At 65.5% G+C, this 19,056-nt stretch carries 19 protein-coding genes; 11 read left to right on the plus strand and 8 right to left on the minus strand.

Annotated elements, in window-relative coordinates:
- Positions 1–120 precede the first annotated feature (120 nt).
- Positions 121–918 (plus strand): class I SAM-dependent methyltransferase, encoded by a 798-nt coding sequence (locus tag RNZ50_14940; protein MDT8856289.1) that lies wholly within the window; start codon positions 121–123, stop codon positions 916–918.
- A gap of 140 nt (positions 919–1,058) precedes the next feature.
- Here the strand turns inward: RNZ50_14940 and RNZ50_14945 are convergent, their stop codons facing one another.
- The 3 genes from RNZ50_14945 to istA form a co-directional block, all read right to left on the minus strand.
- A complete protein-coding gene (locus RNZ50_14945; protein ID MDT8856290.1) occupies positions 1,059–1,718 on the minus strand; it encodes a hypothetical protein in 660 nt (219 codons plus the stop codon).
- Between the two features lie 369 nt (positions 1,719–2,087).
- The gene (gene istB, locus RNZ50_14950; GenBank protein ID MDT8856291.1) at positions 2,088–2,849 is read right to left on the minus strand and encodes an IS21-like element helper ATPase IstB; all 762 of its coding nucleotides are present in this window, start codon (positions 2,847–2,849) and stop codon (positions 2,088–2,090) included.
- 12 nt (positions 2,850–2,861) lie between these two features.
- The gene (istA, locus tag RNZ50_14955; protein ID MDT8856292.1) at positions 2,862–4,400 is read right to left on the minus strand and encodes an IS21 family transposase; all 1,539 of its coding nucleotides are present in this window, start codon (positions 4,398–4,400) and stop codon (positions 2,862–2,864) included.
- 803 nt (positions 4,401–5,203) lie between these two features.
- Here istA and RNZ50_14960 point away from each other — a divergent pair.
- The 3 genes from RNZ50_14960 (at position 5,204) to RNZ50_14970 (ending at position 7,534) form a co-directional block, all read left to right on the plus strand.
- The gene (locus RNZ50_14960) at positions 5,204–5,617 is read left to right on the plus strand and encodes a Fur family transcriptional regulator (GenBank protein MDT8856293.1); all 414 of its coding nucleotides are present in this window, start codon (positions 5,204–5,206) and stop codon (positions 5,615–5,617) included.
- Positions 5,618–5,734: 117 nt separating this feature from the next.
- Complete coding sequence (gene eno, locus RNZ50_14965; GenBank protein MDT8856294.1) at positions 5,735–7,012, plus strand: phosphopyruvate hydratase; 1,278 nt, start codon at positions 5,735–5,737, stop codon at positions 7,010–7,012.
- A 99-nt stretch (positions 7,013–7,111) separates the two neighbouring features.
- Positions 7,112–7,534: a cupin domain-containing protein gene (locus RNZ50_14970; protein MDT8856295.1), complete on the plus strand. Its 423-nt coding sequence runs from the start codon at positions 7,112–7,114 to the stop codon at positions 7,532–7,534.
- 6 nt (positions 7,535–7,540) lie between these two features.
- On the opposite strand, the gene RNZ50_14975 is transcribed toward RNZ50_14970, so the two are convergent.
- Positions 7,541–8,641 (minus strand): anhydro-N-acetylmuramic acid kinase, encoded by a 1,101-nt coding sequence (locus RNZ50_14975; GenBank protein ID MDT8856296.1) that lies wholly within the window; start codon positions 8,639–8,641, stop codon positions 7,541–7,543.
- 68 nt (positions 8,642–8,709) lie between these two features.
- Between RNZ50_14975 and tyrS the strand changes: the two genes are divergently transcribed.
- Positions 8,710–9,960, plus strand: a complete 1,251-nt coding sequence (gene tyrS, locus RNZ50_14980) for a tyrosine--tRNA ligase (GenBank protein MDT8856297.1) — start codon at positions 8,710–8,712, stop codon at positions 9,958–9,960.
- 146 nt (positions 9,961–10,106) lie between these two features.
- Here tyrS and RNZ50_14985 read toward each other — a convergent pair whose 3' ends face one another.
- Together RNZ50_14985 and RNZ50_14990 are read right to left on the minus strand one after the other, a co-directional pair.
- Complete coding sequence (locus RNZ50_14985; protein ID MDT8856298.1) at positions 10,107–10,700, minus strand: peptidylprolyl isomerase; 594 nt, start codon at positions 10,698–10,700, stop codon at positions 10,107–10,109.
- Positions 10,690–11,199: a peptidylprolyl isomerase gene (locus RNZ50_14990; protein ID MDT8856299.1), complete on the minus strand. Its 510-nt coding sequence runs from the start codon at positions 11,197–11,199 to the stop codon at positions 10,690–10,692. The genes RNZ50_14985 and RNZ50_14990 overlap by 11 nt, the downstream gene beginning before the upstream one ends.
- Before the next feature lie 130 nt (positions 11,200–11,329).
- Here RNZ50_14990 and RNZ50_14995 point away from each other — a divergent pair, with 130 nt between their 5' ends.
- The 6 genes from RNZ50_14995 to RNZ50_15020 all read left to right on the plus strand — a co-directional run bounded on the left by RNZ50_14995 (position 11,330) and on the right by RNZ50_15020 (position 17,861).
- Positions 11,330–12,523 (plus strand): phosphoglycerate kinase, encoded by a 1,194-nt coding sequence (locus RNZ50_14995; protein MDT8856300.1) that lies wholly within the window; start codon positions 11,330–11,332, stop codon positions 12,521–12,523.
- Between the two features lie 116 nt (positions 12,524–12,639).
- A complete protein-coding gene (locus tag RNZ50_15000; GenBank protein ID MDT8856301.1) occupies positions 12,640–13,569 on the plus strand; it encodes a class I fructose-bisphosphate aldolase in 930 nt (309 codons plus the stop codon).
- Positions 13,570–13,702: 133 nt separating this feature from the next.
- Positions 13,703–14,005 (plus strand): septum formation initiator family protein, encoded by a 303-nt coding sequence (locus RNZ50_15005; GenBank protein ID MDT8856302.1) that lies wholly within the window; start codon positions 13,703–13,705, stop codon positions 14,003–14,005.
- A 196-nt stretch (positions 14,006–14,201) separates the two neighbouring features.
- Positions 14,202–15,191, plus strand: a complete 990-nt coding sequence (gene pdhA, locus RNZ50_15010; protein ID MDT8856303.1) for a pyruvate dehydrogenase (acetyl-transferring) E1 component subunit alpha — start codon at positions 14,202–14,204, stop codon at positions 15,189–15,191.
- Between the two features lie 12 nt (positions 15,192–15,203).
- The gene (locus RNZ50_15015) at positions 15,204–16,559 is read left to right on the plus strand and encodes a pyruvate dehydrogenase complex E1 component subunit beta (GenBank protein ID MDT8856304.1); all 1,356 of its coding nucleotides are present in this window, start codon (positions 15,204–15,206) and stop codon (positions 16,557–16,559) included.
- 9 nt (positions 16,560–16,568) lie between these two features.
- Positions 16,569–17,861: a pyruvate dehydrogenase complex dihydrolipoamide acetyltransferase gene (locus RNZ50_15020; protein MDT8856305.1), complete on the plus strand. Its 1,293-nt coding sequence runs from the start codon at positions 16,569–16,571 to the stop codon at positions 17,859–17,861.
- Positions 17,862–17,904: 43 nt separating this feature from the next.
- Here RNZ50_15020 and cysE read toward each other — a convergent pair whose 3' ends face one another.
- Both cysE and RNZ50_15030 read right to left on the minus strand, forming a co-directional pair.
- The gene (cysE, locus tag RNZ50_15025) at positions 17,905–18,708 is read right to left on the minus strand and encodes a serine O-acetyltransferase (GenBank protein MDT8856306.1); all 804 of its coding nucleotides are present in this window, start codon (positions 18,706–18,708) and stop codon (positions 17,905–17,907) included.
- Between the two features lie 63 nt (positions 18,709–18,771).
- Positions 18,772–19,056, minus strand: coding sequence for a hypothetical protein (locus tag RNZ50_15030; protein ID MDT8856307.1), 285 nt, complete (start codon positions 19,054–19,056; stop codon positions 18,772–18,774).

The raw sequence follows: 19,056 nt of genomic DNA on the forward strand, positions 1-19,056 counted from the left end.
GACATCGACCGGGTTTTCGGCCTGACCCGTGTTCTAAAAATGGGTTCTGAAACAACCATCGACCGCTACTATGCCGCCGCGGCACACGGATATCACTGGGTCCATTCCAGGGACGGATGCATGCATTTGGCGCTCAGCGCCGGGCCCGAGTTCCGAGAAGTGGATTATCTCACGCAGGTTGCCTTCGTCGCGGATCTGATCCACGAAACCGGTGCGAGACGGGTTCTTGAACTTGGCTGCGGGCTGGGCTTCAACATGCTCGAACTGGCGGGGCTGTGTCCGCCGGTCGAGATTGTGGGAACTGATTTGCTCGAACGGCACGTTCGCAAGGCCAGGGCGCGGTCACGACGACACGCCAATGTTTCGGTCCTTGTGGGCAGTCACGACCGGCTTCCCCCCGAAATCGGCACGTTCGACATCATCTTCGCGGTCGAAACCTTGTGCTATGCGACCGACAGGCCAGCCGTCGCAGCCTCCATCGCGCAGGTGCTCGCGCCAGATGGTCTGCTTGTGGTCTTCGACGCCGAGCGTGCGTCCAATTTCTCGGCGCTCTCCAGCGACATGCAGCTGGCCGCGATGCTCTACGAGGCCGTGACAGTGGTCGAGGACGGCTTCAGAGCCGCCGATGCGTGGGGGGACGCATATATGTCGGCCGGGCTGATGACCCAGCGGATCGAGGACATGTCACATGCGACTATCCCTGGATTGCGCAGGCTCCACCGCTATGGGGCTCGTTATTTTTCGGACACGGCGGTCCGTGCGGCCACTGCATTCCTGCCTTGGGCATTGAAAGCCAATGCCGTCGGTGCCTTGCTAGCTCCCTATCTGATCGAAGGGGATTTCGAGAGTGGAGGCGGCAACGTCGGTCCCGCGCTTCATTATCGCCTGCGCGTCTGTAGCAAGCAGCGATCCCGCTGAGACGCTTGCTGGATGGCGTTCGCGGCAGCCTGTGCATGCATCAGAATCGAAGCGAGTCTCGCCATCGGACAGGCAGGGAATCCTCGTAACAGACACTCTCATGTTCTGGTCTCATGGACTTCGCGAATTGACGAATACGCTCACCGCTGCTCCCATGGCCGCACCTTCGGCATCGCTGCCGTCACCTCCACCTCCCGCAACATCCCGCCCGCGATCAGCAAATCCCGCACCCAGTCCATCGCCAGCCACCAGTCGTCATAGGCTTGGCGGGCGGATTCGATCTGCTGCGGGGTGGGGGTAAAGGTGACGGGGCAGGCGCGGACCTCGACGACGCGCCACTTGCCGCTGATCAGCGCGCGTGCGGTGCCGACCACGACACTGACCGCACGGTCGCCGTGCCGGTTGCGCTTAATTTCGACCGGCACACAGCGGGGGATGGCGCCGGGCATCCAGTTGGGCGTTATCCCGGCGCGCGCCAACTCGGCCACACTGATCGCCATGCGGATACCGCCGAGACTGTCAGGCAATCCCGCGACGGTGGCGGCGATCACTTCGGCATCGGCATGGGTATAGCTTCCCATCTTGTGCTGGCCGCCATCCACCTTGCAGCCCAGTGCAGCGCGTTGCATCAGGACATATTCCAGCCCAAAGCCATAGCCTTCCTCAATGACATCCTTTGGTGGGGGCAGTTCCAGCTGCGCTTGTTCAGTTTGAAAAGCCCATTCTAGTAATGCCTGCACGCCCAGCGCGCGTTTCACACGTTCGCCGCCTGTGCGGACGATTCGTCCCTGCATGCTCATGGCTGCAATCCTTCAAAGAGGTTCATCTGCGCTGGTCCCTCCGGCCCCTCGCTCGGCCGCCAGATCCACGGGCCCGAGGCCATGGGCAGCTGCAAGAGAGCGCCACGCATGTGCTGCTGCCAGAGGGTGAACTCCGTTTCCGAGCAGGCGCAGAGCGCGTGCCCGATAGGCCAGCCCATCAGCCATCCGACGAAGAGCGGATTGAGCCGCCGCCGCGCTCGGGCTTTCAGGATGCGCCGCGAGACGACCTGCCTGCGGATTTCGCGGAGAATGGGCGCTGATTTCGCGCGATCGTGGGCACGCGTTTCGCGCCATTCTGGGCAGTCATTTCACGGGATCGTGGGCAGGCTGGCCGACGCTTTCATGGAGTCAGGCTTGAACGATTTGGTCAAGCTTTTTTGTGACGGCGGAGCGCCTGCGCAGGCTTTCACCTGAGAGGGTGAGGCGGTGTGCGTTGTGAACGAGGCGGTCGAGGATGGCATCTGCGAGCGTTGGGTCGCCGATGGCTTCGTGCCACTGGTCAACGGGGAGTTGGCTTGTGACGATGGTGGAAGCGCGGCCGTGGCGGTCTTCGAGGATTTCCAGCAGGTCACGGCGCTCCGGGGCGGTGAGGACGGCGAGGCCCCAATCGTCAATGATCAGCACATCCATGCGGGCGATGGTTTTGAGGATGCGTTCATGGCGGCCATCGCCACGGGCCAGAGCAAGGGCCTCGAACATGCGCGGCGCACGTTGATAGAGGACGGGCCGCCCATCCCGGCACGCCTTGTGGCCAAGGGCGCAGGCGATCCAGCTTTTGCCCAAACCGGTCGGCCCGGTTATCAGCAGGTTCTCGTGCCGGGCGATCCAGCCGCCATCGGCAAGATGCGCCATGACACTGCGGTCAAGACCACGTGGGCTGCGCAGGTCCAGATCCTCGACGCTGGCATCTTGGCGCAGAGCCGCAAACTTGAGCCGGGAGGCCAGTTTCTTGGTGTCGCGCTCTGCAGCCTCGCGGTCGACCAGCAGGCCGAGACGCTCTTCGAACGAGAGGGCGTCGAAGGCGGTTGACCTGCGTTGTTCTTCGAGCGCCGATGCAATGCCGGTCAGGCCGAGCGCCAACAGTCGGTCGTGGGTGGGATGGGTCAGCATTTTAGTCCTTTCTCAATGGTAATAGCTGCCGCCACGAATGTTGGCGTGCTGGAGGGGGGCGACCTCTTCGGAGCCTTCCAGGAAGGCGCGATCGAGGCCGGTCTTGAGGATCGAACGAATGGAGGTGACGGTGCGGGCCCGGATGGTCACACCCCGCTGGCAGGCCGCATCAACGCGCTCCGGCCCATAGGTTTTGACCAAGGCCAGCACACCCAGGCAGGTGCGGAACCCCTGTTCAGGATGGGGGCGGTCAGCCATCACCATCTCGCAAAAGGCGGCGACGGCGGGGCCGGTCTTGGTTGCCTGCGCCAGCATTCTGGCCGGGGTCCATTCGGCAAAGCGACGATGGGCCGATGGCATATGGTCGGCCACGGTGACATGGCTGCGCCGCCCCGGGGTGCGCACGTGGCTCGCAACCCTCTGACCACGATGGAATATCTCGACCGTCTGGCCGCTTGTGCGAACATCGACCTCTTGTTTGATCAGCGCGAAGGGCACGGAATACCATGAGCTGTCGACCTCAACGTGATAGTCGGGTGCCACGCGGGCGCGCTTCCAGCGGGCGAAGACATAAGGTTCGGGCGGTAGGGGCTGAAGATTGGGCCGATCCAAAGTGGCAAACAGATCGGCGCGGCTGGCGCCATAGCCGCGCATCACGCGCATGTTCAACTCGTCCAGCAGCCGCCGGATCGCCACGTTCAACTCGGCCAATGAGAAGAACCGGTGGTTCCGCAGCCGCGCCAGAATCCAGCGTTGTGCCACTTGGACAGCCACTTCCACCTTCGCCTTGTCCCGGGGTTTGCGCGGCCGGGCGGGCAGAACGGCGGTGCCATAATGCGCCGCCATCTCGGCATAGGTCCGGTTCAGCCCCGGATCAAACCGGTCTGCCTTGATCACGGCGGACTTCAGATTGTCCGGAACCACCGCCTTTGGCACGCCGCCCAGAAAGGCGAACATCCGGATATGCGCGAGGATCCAATCTTCCAACCCCTCCGATGCCACCGCCTCGGCATAGGTGTGATTCGATGCCCCCATTGCCGCCACGAACAGCTTCATGGCCCGCGCTTCGCCGGTCGTGGGGTCGATCACGTCGATGGTGTCGCCGGCAAAGTCGACGAACACCTTCTCGCCGCCCACATGTGTCTGGCGCATCGTCGGGCGCACCCGACCCTTCCAAGCCTCGTAATGCGTGCAAAACCAAGTATAGGCAAAACCCCCGGGGTGCGCGGCACGGTATTCTTCCCAGAGCAGCATCCGCGTCACCCCAGGGCGGCGCAACTCGCGGTCAATCTCCGCCCAGTCGGGCACAAGCCGCTCCGCGTCCGGCACCGTGGGCGGGGCTGGAAACAAAAGAAGTTCAAGGCTGTCGTCATCGATCCCCTCCGGCAAGGGCCACGTGAGCCCGGCATGACGCGCCCGTTGGGTGTAGCTTCCGACGCTCCCCTTGCTCAGACCGAGGGAAGCGGCAATGGACCGCTCGCTCAGGCCTTGCCCAAGCTTCAATCGCAAAACATCTCGTATCCGGCGCATGTTCAATCGTCCTGTCGGCATCAAGCCACCCCTTCATTCCTGAAGGCGCAACTATCCTCAATTTGCCGACCAGACCTGCCCGCGATCCCGCGAAATCAGTGCCCAGCTTCACGCGAAATGACTGCCCATGATCCCGTGAAATCGATGCCCACCATCAAGCGAAACACGCACTTCATCTGCCCCGTCCTTCGTTTTGCGGCCGGGCTTCGCCCTTGTGCCGAATTGAACCCTTGCCCGACTGGAAGGGAACAGGCCGCGGCACCCCTGCCGACATCGGTCGGCAAGGCAAGGGCGCCGGTCGGCGCGATGCGGTGGCTTTGTTTCGGTCCCTTCCGGAGAACACCAGATTTAGTGTACCGCCGGGCTACTTCGTCAAACTGTCGTATTTCCGTTCTTGATTCAACGAATAAATTTACCCGGCCGAAAGCTTTTGCGCTTGACCGCCCGGCCGCGCCGGCTGGCCGGGGCCGGGCCTTGATTCACCCCCGGCAGGCAGCCTGTGGATCACTCGGTGGACAAGCGCGGGAGCGGCGGTGGACCATTGCCGGATTCCCCTGACAAGCGCAGCAGTTGCACGGCAGGGTTGCGAAACGGGATGAAGCCGGTTCCGGGCGTGGGCCCGCGCGCCGCGTCTGCGGCCCCTTGGCCCGGCCCGCCCGATGCTGTGACATCAACGCCGCAGCGGCAGAGATTGACGGCAGCGATTCCCGCGACGCGACGCCCCCCGGTCCCGGAAGGAACTGGCCGGGAAAGCACTGGCGATGACGGCCCGAATGTCCTAAACCGCCAAGACCGACACCGGGCCATGGCGCGAGGGGCCTCGCATGACCGAAACCATCATCGCACGCTGCGAGGCCAAGGGCCTGCGCATGACCGACCAACGCCGCATCGTGGCGCGGGTGATCGGGGTGGCCGAAGACCATCCCGATGTCGAAGAGCTTTACGCCCGCGCCGCCGCCATCGACCCGCGCATCTCGATCGCCACGGTCTACCGCACCGTGAAGCTGTTCGAGGAGGCGGGGATTCTGGAACGGCTGGAATTCGGCGACGGCCGCGCCCGCTATGAGGACGCCGAACGCGACCACCACGACCACCTGATCGACATGAACACCGGCCAGGTGATCGAATTCGTCGATCCCGACATCGAGGCGTTGCAGGAACGCATCGCGGCGAAACTGGGCTACAAGCTGATCGGGCACCGGCTGGAGCTTTACGGCGTGCCGGTCAAGAAGGACTGAGGGCGGCCGCGACTCCATGGCGGGCAGGCTTTGCGGCGCGGCACCCTTCCCTTGGCCCCTGCCGCGGGGTAAACAGCGCGCGAACGCACCCCGCCCGCTTCAGGAGGCCATGCAGCCATGAGCACGATCATCGACATCCACGCCCGCGAGATTCTCGACAGCCGCGGCAACCCCACCATCGAGGTGGACGTGACGCTGGAAAGCGGCGCGATGGGCCGGGCCATCGTGCCCTCGGGCGCCTCGACCGGCGCGCATGAGGCGGTCGAACTGCGCGACGGCGACAAGGCGCGCTACAACGGCAAGGGCGTGCTGGAAGCGGTGTCGCATGTCAACGGCGAGATTGCCGAGGAACTGATCGGCTTCGACGCGACCGAGCAGATCGGCATCGACCGCACCATGATCGAGATGGACGGCACCCCGAACAAGGGCCGCCTCGGGGCCAACGCGATCCTCGGCGTCAGCCTGGCGGTGGCAAAGGCCGCCGCCGAATTCACCGGCCAGCCGCTCTACCGCTATATCGGCGGCACCTCGGCCCGCGTGCTGCCGGTGCCGATGATGAACATCATCAACGGTGGCCAGCACGCCGACAACCCGATCGACATCCAGGAATTCATGATCATGCCGACGGGTGCCGGCACGATCCGCGAGGCGGTGCGCTGGGGGTCGGAAGTGTTCCACACCCTGAAGAAGGAACTTCAGGCCGCAGGCCACGGCACCAACGTGGGCGACGAGGGCGGCTTTGCCCCCAACCTGAACTCTGCCCGCGAGGCGCTTGATTTCATTCTGAAATCCATCGAGAAGGCCGGGTTCCGCCCGGGCGAGGACATCCACCTCGCGCTCGATTGCGCCGCGACCGAATACTACAAGGGCGGCCAGTATGTCATGGCGGGCGAAGGCCGCACCCTGACCTCGGCCGAGAACGTCGACTATCTGGCAGCCCTCTGCGCAGACTACCCGATCATCTCGGTCGAGGACGGCTGTTCGGAGGATGACTGGGAAGGCTGGAAGCTGCTGACCGACCGTCTGGGTGCCTCGACGCAGCTGGTGGGCGACGATTTGTTCGTGACCAACCCGCGCCGCCTGGAAATGGGCATCGCGCAGGGCTGCGCCAACGCGATGCTGGTCAAGGTCAACCAGATCGGCACCCTGACCGAAACGCTGGCCGCCGTGGACATGGCGCACCGCGCGCGCTTCACCAACGTGATGAGCCACCGCTCGGGGGAGTCCGAGGATGCCACCATCGCCGACCTGGCGGTTGCCACCAACTGCGGCCAGATCAAGACCGGCTCGCTGTCGCGCTCTGACCGGCTGGCAAAATACAACCAGTTGATCCGCATCGAGGAAATGCTGGGCGAAGTGGCCGAATACGCGGGCGAAAGCATCCTGCGCGGCTGAGGCTTTCATCTTTGCCCAAATATCCCCGCCGGAGGCACCCGGCCCTGCCGTCAGAGCCTCCGGCGGGGATATTTGAAAACAGAAGAATGGGGGGTGCCAGTGACCGAGGCCGAGTGCATCATCGCCCATCTGGGGCTGGCGCCGCATCGCGAGGGCGGCTGGTATCGCCAGACCTGGGCGGCGGAAGGGCCGGGCCGCCCGTCGGGCACGGCGATCCTGTTCCTGCTGAAGGCAGGCGAGCGTAGCCACTGGCACCGGATCGATGCCACCGAGATCTGGCATTTCCACGCCGGGGCACCGCTGATGCTGCGTGTGGCGGCGACGGCGGCGGGGCCTGTGACCGAACTTCTGCTGGGCGCGGATGTGCTGGGCAATCAGGCGGCGCAGGGCATCGTGCCGCCGGGGCACTGGCAGGCAGCGCAGAGCATGGGGGCGTGGTCTCTGGTCGGCTGCACCGTCTCGCCCGGGTTCCGGTTCGAGGGGTTCGACCTGGCCCTGCCCGGCTTCGACATCCCGCGTTGAACGGGGTCAGCCGTTCGGGCGGCTGATCCGGCCGCCGCCGACCAGACCGGCGACACCCGTGGTCGCGGGGCAGGAGGTCGCCATGCCGCGCAGCACGCGCACCGCCAGAAAGGCGAAAGCCTGCGCCTCCAGCATGTCGCCGTCCAGCCCTGCCGCCTCGACCGGGTGCACCGGACAGGGCAGCGCGCGGGCGAGCACCGTCATCAGTGTCGCATTGTGCCGCCCGCCACCGCCGACCAGCACCCGCGCGGCCGGGCTGGGGAAATGTTCGGCCCCGCGGGCCACGGCGCGGGCGGCCGCGGCGGTCAGGGTGGCTGCGGCATCGGCGTCGGACAAGTACGCCACGGCATCCAGCAGGCCGTGAAAATCGTTTCGATCCAGAGACTTCGGCGGCATCCTGAAGAAATAGGGGTGAGCGAGGAAGGCCGCCAGCACCGCCTCGTCCACCGCGCCTGCCGCCGCCAGCGCCCCGCCCGCATCCTGCGCCACACCCAGCCGGGCCTGCATCAGGTCGTTGACCGGGGCATTCGCCGGGCCGGTGTCGAAGGCGAGGCAGGCGCCAGGCGCCTCGGGGCCCGCGTGGCGCGGGTCGACCCAGGTCAGGTTGCCGACGCCGCCAAGGTTCAGGAAGGCCAGCGGCGCCCCGGCCCCGATGTGGCGCGCGCAGGCGAAGTGGTAGAACGGCGCCAGCGGCGCGCCCTGCCCGCCCATCTGCACGTCGGCCGAGCGGAAATCCCAGACCACCGGCAGGCCCAGCACCTCGGCCAGCACGTCACCCGACCCGGCCTGATGCGTGCCGCGCCCGCGCGGGTCATGCGCCAGCGTCTGGCCGTGAAAGCCCAGCACATCCGCGCCGCGAAACCGCGACAGCAGTTCGGCATGGGCGGTTTCCACCACCTCTGCCGCCGCCTCCACCCCGTCATCGCCCGGCCAGCAGCCAAGGGCGGCGCGGATCGTGGCGCGCTCGGCCTCGGAATAGGGCCGGTAGGCAGTGTCGCCGAACTCGAGGATGCGCTGGCCGTCGGTCAGCAGCATTGCCGCATCGACCCCGTCGAGCGAGGTGCCCGACATCGCCCCCAAAGCCCAGACCGGCCCCGTCTTCACCACGCCATCCCCCTTTGACGGCACGCCCGCCCGCCGATATACCGCCCCCATCCTTAAAGCACGAGACCCCGATGACCTACCATGCGAAATCCGACTTCCTGCGCGTGATGATCGAACGCGGCTTCCTGGCCGATTGCACCGATTATCAGGCGCTTGACGAGGCGCTGATCAAGGGGGTGGTGCCCGCCTACATCGGTTACGACGCCACCGCCGCCTCGCTGCATGTGGGCCATCTGTTGAACATCATGATGTTGCGCTGGCTGCAGAAGACCGGGCACCAGCCAATCACCCTGATGGGCGGCGGCACGACCAAGGTGGGTGATCCCAGCTTTCGCGCCGACGAGCGGCCCTTGCTGGCGCACGACCAGATCGACCGCAACATCGCTGGCATGAAGCAGGTTTTCGCAAAGTTCCTGAGCTACGGCGACGGACCGACGGATGCCATCATGCTGAACAATGCCGAATGGCTGGACAAGCTCAACTACCTCGATTTCCTGCGCGACATCGGGCGGCATTTCTCGATCAACCGGATGCTGTCGTTCGAGAGCGTCAAATCGCGGCTGGACCGCGAACAGTCGCTGTCGTTTCTCGAATTCAACTACATGATCCTGCAGGCCTACGATTTCCTCGAGTTGCACCGGCACTACGGCTGCCTGTTGCAGATGGGCGGGTCGGACCAGTGGGGCAACATCGTCAACGGCATCGACCTGACACGGCGGGTGCTGGATGGGGATATCTTCGGGCTGACCTCGCCGCTGGTGACCACATCTGACGGGCGGAAGATGGGCAAGTCGCAGGATGGCGCGGTCTGGCTGGATGCCGGGATGCTGAGCCCCTATGCCTTCTGGCAGTTCTGGCGCAATACCACCGATGCCGATGTCGGCCGGTTCCTGAAGCTTTACACCGAACTGCCGGTGGAGGAATGCGACCGGCTGGGGGCGCTGGAGGGTGCGGAGATCAACGGGGCCAAGATCATCCTCGCCAATGCCGTAACCGGCCTGCTGCATGGCTCCGAGGCGGCGGCGGCGGCGGAAGCCACTGCGCGCGACGTGTTCGAGCATGGCGGGGTGGGCGACGACCTGCCGACCCTGACCGTGACCGCCGAGGAAGTAGGCGCGGGCATCACCATGGCGCAACTGTTCGTGCGCAGCGGGCTGGCGAAATCGGGCAAGGACGCCAAGCGCCTGATCGCCGAGGGCGGCGCGAGGTTGAATGACGATGTGGTGCTGGATGCGGGCCTGTTGATCGGCGCCGGGGCGCTGGCCGACCCGGTAAAGCTGACCGCCGGGCGCAAGCGGCATGCGCTGGTCGTGATGGGCTGACGTTGCATCGGCGGAAAGGCCGGGGGCTTTGCCCCCGGACCCCCAGGGTATTTTCGCCAAAGAGAAACCGCAGAGCGTTCCCGTGTTTCATCTTTGTCCAAATATCCCGGGGGTCCGGGGGCAGCGCCCCCGGCCTGTGCCGGGGCTTACTCGGTCACCGTGACTTTCGCCATGCGGTCGGCCGCTTCGGGCGGCTCGCCGCGGGTGATGGCGTCGACCACCTCCATGCCGTCGACCACGCGTCCGACCACGGTGTATTGCCCATCAAGGAAGGTGCCCGGTGCGAACATGATGAAGAACTGGCTGTTTGCGGAATCGGGGGCGGTCGAGCGCGCCATGCCGACAATGCCGCGATCGAAGCTGATTTCCGAGAATTCGGCGGGCAGGTCGGGAAGGTCTGACCCGCCGCCGCCGGAACGGGGGGTGACGCCGCCCTTGCCGTATTGCACATCGCCGGTCTGGGCCATGAAGCCGTCGATGACGCGGTGGAACACCACGTCGTCATAGCTGCCCGCTTTCGCCAGTGCCACGATCTGCGCCACGTGTTTCGGGGCGACATCGGGCAGCAGGTCGATGACCACCTTGCCCGAGGCCGCGCCCGCGACCTCGATCACCAGATTGGGGCCGGGGCCGTCATCGGCGGCCATGGCGGGCGTCGCGGTCTGGCTGAGCGTCCAGCCGCCCAGCACGGCGAGGCCGAGGGCAAAAATTCCGCCCGCGAGGAAACGGTCACGCGACATCGGCGGCCACCTTGACCGAGATCATCCGGTCCGGGTTCGGCGCGGGTTCGCCGCGGGTGATCTTGTCGACCACGTCCATGCCCGAGATCACCCGGCCGTAGACCGTGTATTGCCCGTTCAGGAAGTCGTTGTCCTTGAAGTTGATGAAGAACTGGCTGTTGGCCGAATTGGGGCTCGACGACCGTGCCGCGCCCAGCGTGCCGCGCGAATGGGGCAGCTTGGAGAACTCGGCCGGAAGGTCGGGCATCGCGGAGCCGCCGGTGCCGGCGCGGCGCAGGTTGAAATCCTTTTCGGCATTGCCGTTTTCCACGTCGCCGGTCTGCGCCATGAAGCCGTCGATGACGCGGTGAAACACCACATTGTCGTAGGCGCCGCTGCGGGCGAGGGTCTTCATGCGCTCGACATGCTTGGGGGCCACATCGGGCAGCAGTTCGATCGTCACGACGCCGTCTTTCAGCGTCATGAGGATGGTGTTTTCGGGATCCTTGATCTCGGCCATGTCGGGTCTCCTTGATTTGCTGGCGGGACAGTAGGGGGCGCGGGGCGCGAGGAAAAGGGCAAACCTGCGTGATCGGTTGACGCGGGCGATGCTTTGCGATGGAACAGGGCAAAGACAATCGGAGGATCGCATGGCCTGGAAGACGCTTGATGACATGGAACTGGCCGGCAAGGTGGTGCTGGTGCGGGTGGATGTGAACGTGCCGATGGAAAACGGCGTCGTGACCGATGCCACCCGGATCGAGAAGATCGTGCCGACGGTGGAGGATGTGCTGCGCGCGGGCGGCAAGCCGGTGCTGCTGGCGCATTTCGGCCGCCCCAAGGGCAAGGTCGTGCCGGAAATGAGCCTTGGGCTGGTGCTGGACGCGCTGCGTGCGGCGCTGCCGGGGCGGCGGGTGGTGTTTGCTGCCGATTGCGTCGGGCCGGTGGCGAAGGCGGCGGTGGATGCCATGGTAGCGGGTGACGTGCTGCTGCTGGAAAACACCCGGTTCCATGCGGGCGAGGAAAAGAACGACGCTGAACTGGCGGCGAAGATGGCGGCGCTGGGTGACGTGTATGTCAACGATGCGTTTTCTGCGGCGCACCGGGCCCACAGCTCGACCGAGGCGATTGCGCGGCTGCTGCCCGCCTGCGCGGGGCGGCTGATGGAGGCGGAGCTGAAGGCGCTGGAGGCGGCGCTTGGCAACCCGGTGCGCCCGGTGGTGGCGGTGGTTGGCGGCGCCAAGGTTTCGACCAAGCTCGACCTCCTGGGCAATCTGGTGGGGCGGGTCGATGATCTGGTGATCGGCGGCGGCATGGCGAACACCTTCCTCGTGGCGCAGGGCATCGAGGTCGGCAAGTCGCTGGCCGAACGCGACATGGCCCCGACCGCGCTGGAGATCATCGAGAAGGCCAGGGCGGCAGGCTGCACCATCCATCTGCCGGTCGACGTGGTGGTGGCGCGCGAGTTCAAGGCCGGGGCGGAATCGGAAGTGGTGGCGGCCGATGCCTGCCCGGCGGATGCGATGATCCTGGACGCGGGGCCTGCAACCGTTGCGGCACTGGCGAAGGTGTTTGCCGCCGCGAAGACGCTGATCTGGAACGGGCCGCTCGGCGCCTTCGAGATCGAACCGTTCGACGCCGCGACCAATGCCGCCGCGTTGCAGGCGGCGGCGCTGACCCGCGCGGGCGGGCTGGTCTCGGTTGCGGGCGGTGGCGACACCGTGTCGGCGCTGAACAAGGCCGGGGCGGCGGCGGATTTCAGCTATATCTCGACCGCGGGCGGCGCGTTTCTGGAGTGGATGGAGGGCAAGGAACTGCCCGGAGTGGCGGCGCTGCACGGCTGAACCGGCGAAAAGCGGCGCGGGCGCAACCTGTTAGCGCCAACGCCGTTGCGGGATGCCACCCTTTTCCCTAGAGGCTTGGTGAGCGGTGACGCCAACCAAGCTGAAAGGGCCATGCCATGCGCGCGACCAAGATCGTCCAGAAAATCCTGAGCCAGTATGAAGGGGAAACCCCCGGCGTAAAGGCGAACCTGTGCCGGATGCTGATGGAGGGCAAGCTGGGCGGGACCGGCAAGATGATCATCCTGCCGGTCGATCAGGGGTTCGAGCATGGCCCGGCACGCACCTTTGCGCCGAACCCGGCCGCCTATGACCCGCACTACCACTATCAACTGGCGATCGACGCCGGGCTGAACGCCTATGCGGCACCCCTGGGAATGCTGGAGGCCGGGGCGGATACCTTCGCCGGGCAGATCCCGACCATCCTGAAATGCAACAGCGCCAACAGCCTGATGTCCGACAGCACCGGCAAGGATCAGGCGATCACCGCCTCGGTCGACGATGCGCTGCGGCTGGGCTGTGCCGCCATCGGTTTCACCATCTACCCCGGCAGCGACTGCGCGCTGGAGATGTTCGAGGAAATCAGCGCGATGCGGCAGGAGGCGGCGGCCAAAGGGGTGGCGACCGTGATCTGGTCCTATCCGCGCGGCGAGGCCATCACCAAGGATGGCGAGACCGGGATCGACGTGGCCGCCTATGCCGCGCAGATCGCGGCGCTGCTGGGCGCGCATGTCATCAAGATCAAGCTTTCGACCGATCACCTGATGCTGGCAGAGGCGAAGAAAGTCTACGAGGCGCAGGGCATCGACATCGCGACGCAGGCGGCCCGCGTGCGGCACTGCATGGAAGCCAGCTTCAACGGGCGGCGGATCGTGGTGTTTTCGGGCGGCGCGAAGAAGGGCGAGGATTCGGTCTATGACGATGCCCGCGCCATCCGCGACGGCGGCGGCAACGGCTCGATCATCGGGCGCAACAGCTTCCAGCGGTCGCGCGAGGATGCGCTGGCGATGCTGGGCAAGCTGGTCGAGATCTACAAGGGCCGGGCCTGACCTGCTGCCACGCTGACAAACCACCCCGCAAACCCTTGCGGGGTGGTGCTTTTTGGGGATTCCCAAAGGTGCCGTGCTGTGGCATGGTCACGCCACCGCCCCCGCGAAACGAGGGGCGCGACAGAGGCAGATGATGAGCACGTCCCCGAACCGCCCCCCCGTGGGCAGCATCCTGATCTTCGTTCTGGCCTTCACACTGGGTGCCTATTTCACCTTTGCCGCCGTGCAGGGCGATTTCGGGGTGTTCCGCCGGGTGCAGATCACCGCCGAGATCGAGGCGCTGAAGGTCGAGCGCGACCGTCTGACGGAGGAGCTGTCGCAGATGGAGAACCGCACGCGGCGTCTGTCCGACGCCTATCTGGACCTTGACCTGCTGGATGAACAGGCCCGCGACGTGCTGGGCTACATCCGTGCCGACGAGATCGTGATCCGCTGAACGCTGCGCCCGGCACAGGTGGCGGAGCCTCCGGCGGGGATATTTTCAAACAGAAGAAGCCAGGCATTCCCGGGCATCCGGATAGTCCGGCGGCGCATGACCTGCGGGAAAAACTTCCTCTCGCCCTTCAATCTTCGATACGCTAGAACTGGTTTAGTATTGAACTATTCCAGATCCGCGACGGGAGGACGCCTGCATGGCCACCAAGAAATCGCCCGAGACATCAAACATATCGAAGGATGAACTGCTGCGCTTCTACCGCGAGATGCTGCTGATCCGCCGATTCGAGGAAAAGGCGGGCCAGCTTTACGGCATGGGGCTGATCGGCGGGTTCTGCCATCTTTACATCGGGCAGGAGGCCGTGGTCGTCGGACTGGAAGCAACGGCCAAGGAAGGCGACAAGCGCCTGACCTCCTACCGCGACCACGGCCACATGCTGGCCTGCGGCATGGACCCCAAGGGCGTGATGGCCGAACTGACCGGCCGCGAGGGGGGCTATTCGCGCGGCAAGGGCGGCTCGATGCACATGTTCTCCAAGGAAAAGCACTTCTACGGCGGCCACGGGATCGTGGGCGCGCAGGTGCCGCTGGGTGCGGGGCTTGCCTTTGCCGACAAGTATCTGGGCAATGACAACGTGACCTTCACCTATTTCGGCGACGGGGCGGCGAACCAGGGCCAGGTCTACGAAAGCTACAACATGGCCGAGTTGTGGAACCTGCCGGTGATTTTCGTGATCGAGAACAACCAGTATGCGATGGGCACGAGCATGAAACGCTCGACCAAGTCGCCGTCGCTGTGGGAACGCGGTGCCGCCTACGGCATCAAGGGCGAGGCGGTCGACGGCATGGACGTGCTGGCGGTGAAGGCCGCAGGCGAAAAGGCGGTTGCCGCCTGCCGTGCCGGAAACGGGCCGTATATCCTCGAAATGATGACCTACCGCTACCGCGGCCACTCGATGTCCGACCCGGCGAAATACCGCACCCGCGAAGAGGTCCAGAAGATGCGAGACGAAAAGGATGCCATCGAGCATGTGCGCGACCTGCTGTTGCAGGGCGGACTGGCCAGCGACGACGACCTTAAGGCCATCGACCGCGAGATCAAGGCCATCGTCAACGAATCGGCGGAATTCGCCAAGGAAAGCCCGGAGCCCGCCCTGTCGGAACTCTGGACCGATATTTACGCCTGAGGGAGGAAAGACATGGCAACGCAGATCCTGATGCCGGCGCTTTCGCCCACGATGGAAGAGGGCACGCTGGCCAAATGGCTGGTAAAAGAGGGCGACACGGTGAAATCGGGCCAGATCCTGGCCGAGATCGAGACCGACAAGGCCACGATGGAATTCGAGGCGGTGGACGAGGGCACCGTCGGCAAGCTGCTGGTCGCCGAAGGCACCGCCGGGGTGAAGGTCAATGCCCCGATTGCCCTGATGATCGAGCCGGGCGAAAGCGCCGACGCAGCCCCGGCCGCCACGGTGGCGACTTCGGCCCCCGTGGCCCGCGTCGAGGCAGCAACCGCAACGGCGCCCGTGACGGTCAAGGTCGCACAGTCGCCCGACTGGCCGGAAGGCACGGCGATGAAGACCATGACGGTGCGCGAGGCCCTGCGCGAGGCGATGGCCGAGGAAATGCGCTGCAATGACCGCGTCTTCCTGATGGGCGAGGAAGTCGGCGAATATCAGGGCGCCTACAAGATCAGCCAGGGCCTGCTGGACGAGTTCGGCCCGAGGCGGGTCGTGGACACGCCGATCACCGAACACGGCTTTGCCGGAATCGCGGTCGGCGCGGCCTTCGGCGGGCTGAACCCGATCGTCGAGTTCATGACCTTCAACTTCGCCATGCAGGCGATCGACCAGATCATCAACTCGGCGGCCAAGACGCTTTACATGTCGGGCGGGCAGATGGGCTGCCCCATCGTGTTCCGTGGCCCCAATGGTGCAGCGGCCCGGGTGGGCGCGCAGCACAGCCAGGATTATGCCGCCTGGTATGCCCAGATTCCGGGGCTGAAGGTGGTGATGCCCTATTCGGCCTCCGACGCCAAGGGCTTGCTGAAGCAGGCGATCCGCGACCCGAACCCGGTGATCTTCCTCGAAAACGAGATCCTCTACGGCAAGTCGTTCGAGGTGCCGGTGCTGGACGATTTCACCATCCCCTTCGGCAAGGCCCGCATCTGGCGGACCGGCAGTGACGTGACCATCGTCAGCTTCGGCATCGGCATGACCTACGCGCTGGAGGCGGCAGACCTGCTGGCGAAGGAGGGCATTTCGGCCGAGGTGATCGACCTGCGCACCCTGCGCCCGATCGACTACGACACGGTTCTGGGGTCGGTCAAGAAAACCAATCGCTGCGTGACCGTCGAGGAAGGCTGGCCCGTGGGCTCGATCGGCAACCACATCTCGGCCACGATCATGCAGCTGGCCTTCGATTACCTCGATGCGCCGGTGCTGAACCTGACCGGCAAGGACGTGCCGATGCCCTACGCCGCCAACCTTGAAAAGCTGGCACTGGTGACCACCGCCGAAGTGGTCGCCGCCGTCAAATCCGTCTGCGACCGGTAAGGAGGGACCATGGCCACGCAAATCCTGATGCCCGCACTTTCCCCGACGATGGAGGAAGGCACGCTGGCGAAATGGCTGGTTAAAGAAGGCGACGCCGTGAAATCCGGCCAGATCCTCGCAGAGATCGAGACCGACAAGGCCACGATGGAATTCGAGGCGGTGGACGAAGGCGTGATGGGCGAGATCCTGATTGCCGAGGGCACCTCGGGCGTCAAGGTCAACACGCCGATTGCCGTGCTGATCGAGGAAGGCGGCAGCGCCGAGGTGCCCCCTCCGGCGGCCAAGGCAGCGGCCCCTGCCCCGGCTGCGGCTCCAGAACCTGCCGCGCAGAAAACTGCCCCTGCCGCTCCGGCACCGAAAGCGGCGGGCGCGCGGGTCTTCGCCTCGCCGCTGGCCCGGCGTATCGCGGCCGAAAAGGGGCTGGACCTGAGCCTTGTTACCGGCTCCGGCCCGCACGGCCGGATCGTCAAGGCCGATGTCGAAGACGCAAAGCCCGTGTCGGCACCCGCCGAAGAAACGCCCGCCGCTGCAAAGGCCGCGTCAACCCCGGCTCCGGCTGCAATGCCGACGGGGGCCTCGGCCGAAGCGGTGATGAAGCTCTACGCCGACCGCGCCTACACCGAAGTCCCGCTGGACGGGATGCGCAAGACCATCGCCGCCCGCCTGACCGAGGCCAAGCAGACCATCCCGCACTTCTACCTGCGCCGCGACGTGCAGCTGGATTCGCTGATGGCGTTCCGCGAAACCCTCAACCGGCAACTCTCGGCGCGGGGGGTGAAGCTTTCGATCAACGATTTCATCATCAAGGCCTGCGCCAACGCCCTGCAGACTGTGCCCGACGCCAATGCCGTCTGGGCGGGCGACCGCATCCTGCGGCTGAAACCGTCGGATGTGGCTGTCGCCGTGGCGATCGAGGGCGGCCTGTTCACCCCCGTGTTGCGCGACGCCCAGCAGAAGTCGCTGTCGGCGCTGTCGGCCGAAATAAAGGATCTCGCGGGCCGCGCCAAGACCCGCAAGCTGGCCCCGCACGAATATCAGGGCGGCAGCTTCGCGATTTCCAACCTCGGCATGATGGGCATCGACAACTTCGACGCCGTGATCAACCCGCCACATGGCTCGATCCTGGCCGTGGGTGCCGGGGTGAAAAGGCCCGTGGTCGGCAAGGACGGGCAGATCACCGTCGCGACAGTGATGTCGATGACGCTCTCTGTCGATCACCGCGTGATTGACGGCGCGCTGGGGGCAGAATTCCTGAAGGCGATCATCGACAATCTGGAAAACCCGATGGCGATGCTGGCCTGATACGCGAACGAAAAGCCCGGGCGCGCTGCCCGGGCTTTCCCGATCAGTTTTCCAGCAACTGGTCCATCGTGACCGATGGCTGCGCGCAACCCGCCTCGCCCACCACCCGCGCCGGAACCCCGGCCACGGTCGAACAGGCGGGCACATCATGCAGCACCACCGACCCTGCCGCGATCCGGCTGCAGCGACCGACATGGATGTTGCCCAGCACCTTGGCCCCTGCCCCGATCATCACGCCATCGCCGATCTTGGGGTGACGGTCGCCATCCTCTTTCCCGGTGCCGCCCAGCGTCACGGAATGCAGCATCGACACGTTGTCGCCCACCACCGCCGTCTCGCCGATCACGATGGAATGGGCGTGGTCGATCATGATCCCGCGCCCGACCTTTGCTGCCGGATGGATGTCGACGCCGAAAACCTCCGACACCCGCATCTGCACGAAATAGGCCAGATCGGTCCGCCCAGTGGTCCACAGCCAATGGCCGACCCGATAGGCTTCAACCGCCTGATACCCCTTGAAGAACAGCATGGGCTGCAAGTAGCGGTGGCAGGCCGGGTCGCGGTCGAACACCGCCATCAGGTCGGCCCGCGCCGCCTGCCCCAGCCCCGCGTCGGACCCGTAGGCCTCGTCGGCAATCTCGCGCAGGATCTGCTCGCTCATCTCGCCCGAGGCGAGCTTCAGCGAAAAGCGGTAGGCCAGCGCGCGGTCCATCGAGGAATGGTGCAGCAGGCTCGAATGGATCAGCCCGCCCAGCAGCGGCTCGTTGCGGATCGCCTCGACCGCCTCGTCGCAGACCCGTTCCCAAACCGGATCGAGCGTGGACACCCGTGCTCTTGTCTCTGCCATGTCGAACCCTCTGATTGAGCCGCCTGAATACCACATAGGCGACCTGGACAAAAGTCCAAGCAATCAGCCGAGCGAGCGCCGCAACAATCCCTCGATCACCACCCGCAGCGCCGCCAGATAGGCCGGGTCCGACGCGCAGGGCTCGCGCGCCTGCGGCAGGGCCGCGGCCCGTGCCATCAGGCTGCCGTTGCCCCACTCGGGATGCGGCCGTCCCAACCGCTTGTGCACATGGTGCGCCACATGCGCCTGATCCAGCATCCGCGCCAGCAGCGGCCCCTGCGCCGCCTCGGGCACCGCGAGCAACGCCCGCGCCGCCGCCACCACATCGCCCAGAAGAACCGTTCGCAT

Source organism: Paracoccaceae bacterium Fryx2 (assembly GCA_032334235.1).
Classification (GTDB): domain Bacteria; phylum Pseudomonadota; class Alphaproteobacteria; order Rhodobacterales; family Rhodobacteraceae; genus JAVSGI01.

What these genes read in the sequence shown, in the direction of transcription:
- RNZ50_14940 (MDT8856289.1), top strand. Translation starts at nt 121, where the DNA reads ATGCATTTGGCGCTCAGCGCCGGGCCCGAGTTCCGAGAAGTGGATTAT.
- RNZ50_14945 (MDT8856290.1), bottom strand. Translation starts at nt 1,718, where the DNA reads ATGAGCATGCAGGGACGAATCGTCCGCACAGGCGGCGAACGTGTGAAA.
- istB (MDT8856291.1), bottom strand. Translation starts at nt 2,849, where the DNA reads ATGCTGACCCATCCCACCCACGACCGACTGTTGGCGCTCGGCCTGACC.
- istA (MDT8856292.1), bottom strand. Translation starts at nt 4,400, where the DNA reads ATGCCGACAGGACGATTGAACATGCGCCGGATACGAGATGTTTTGCGA.
- RNZ50_14960 (MDT8856293.1), top strand. Translation starts at nt 5,204, where the DNA reads ATGACCGAAACCATCATCGCACGCTGCGAGGCCAAGGGCCTGCGCATG.
- eno (MDT8856294.1), top strand. Translation starts at nt 5,735, where the DNA reads ATGAGCACGATCATCGACATCCACGCCCGCGAGATTCTCGACAGCCGC.
- tyrS (MDT8856297.1), top strand. Translation starts at nt 8,710, where the DNA reads ATGACCTACCATGCGAAATCCGACTTCCTGCGCGTGATGATCGAACGC.
- RNZ50_14985 (MDT8856298.1), bottom strand. Translation starts at nt 10,700, where the DNA reads ATGTCGCGTGACCGTTTCCTCGCGGGCGGAATTTTTGCCCTCGGCCTC.
- RNZ50_14990 (MDT8856299.1), bottom strand. Translation starts at nt 11,199, where the DNA reads ATGGCCGAGATCAAGGATCCCGAAAACACCATCCTCATGACGCTGAAA.
- RNZ50_14995 (MDT8856300.1), top strand. Translation starts at nt 11,330, where the DNA reads ATGGCCTGGAAGACGCTTGATGACATGGAACTGGCCGGCAAGGTGGTG.
- RNZ50_15000 (MDT8856301.1), top strand. Translation starts at nt 12,640, where the DNA reads ATGCGCGCGACCAAGATCGTCCAGAAAATCCTGAGCCAGTATGAAGGG.
- RNZ50_15005 (MDT8856302.1), top strand. Translation starts at nt 13,703, where the DNA reads ATGAGCACGTCCCCGAACCGCCCCCCCGTGGGCAGCATCCTGATCTTC.
- pdhA (MDT8856303.1), top strand. Translation starts at nt 14,202, where the DNA reads ATGGCCACCAAGAAATCGCCCGAGACATCAAACATATCGAAGGATGAA.
- RNZ50_15015 (MDT8856304.1), top strand. Translation starts at nt 15,204, where the DNA reads ATGGCAACGCAGATCCTGATGCCGGCGCTTTCGCCCACGATGGAAGAG.
- RNZ50_15020 (MDT8856305.1), top strand. Translation starts at nt 16,569, where the DNA reads ATGGCCACGCAAATCCTGATGCCCGCACTTTCCCCGACGATGGAGGAA.
- cysE (MDT8856306.1), bottom strand. Translation starts at nt 18,708, where the DNA reads ATGGCAGAGACAAGAGCACGGGTGTCCACGCTCGATCCGGTTTGGGAA.
- RNZ50_15030 (MDT8856307.1), bottom strand. Translation starts at nt 19,056, where the DNA reads ATGCGAACGGTTCTTCTGGGCGATGTGGTGGCGGCGGCGCGGGCGTTG.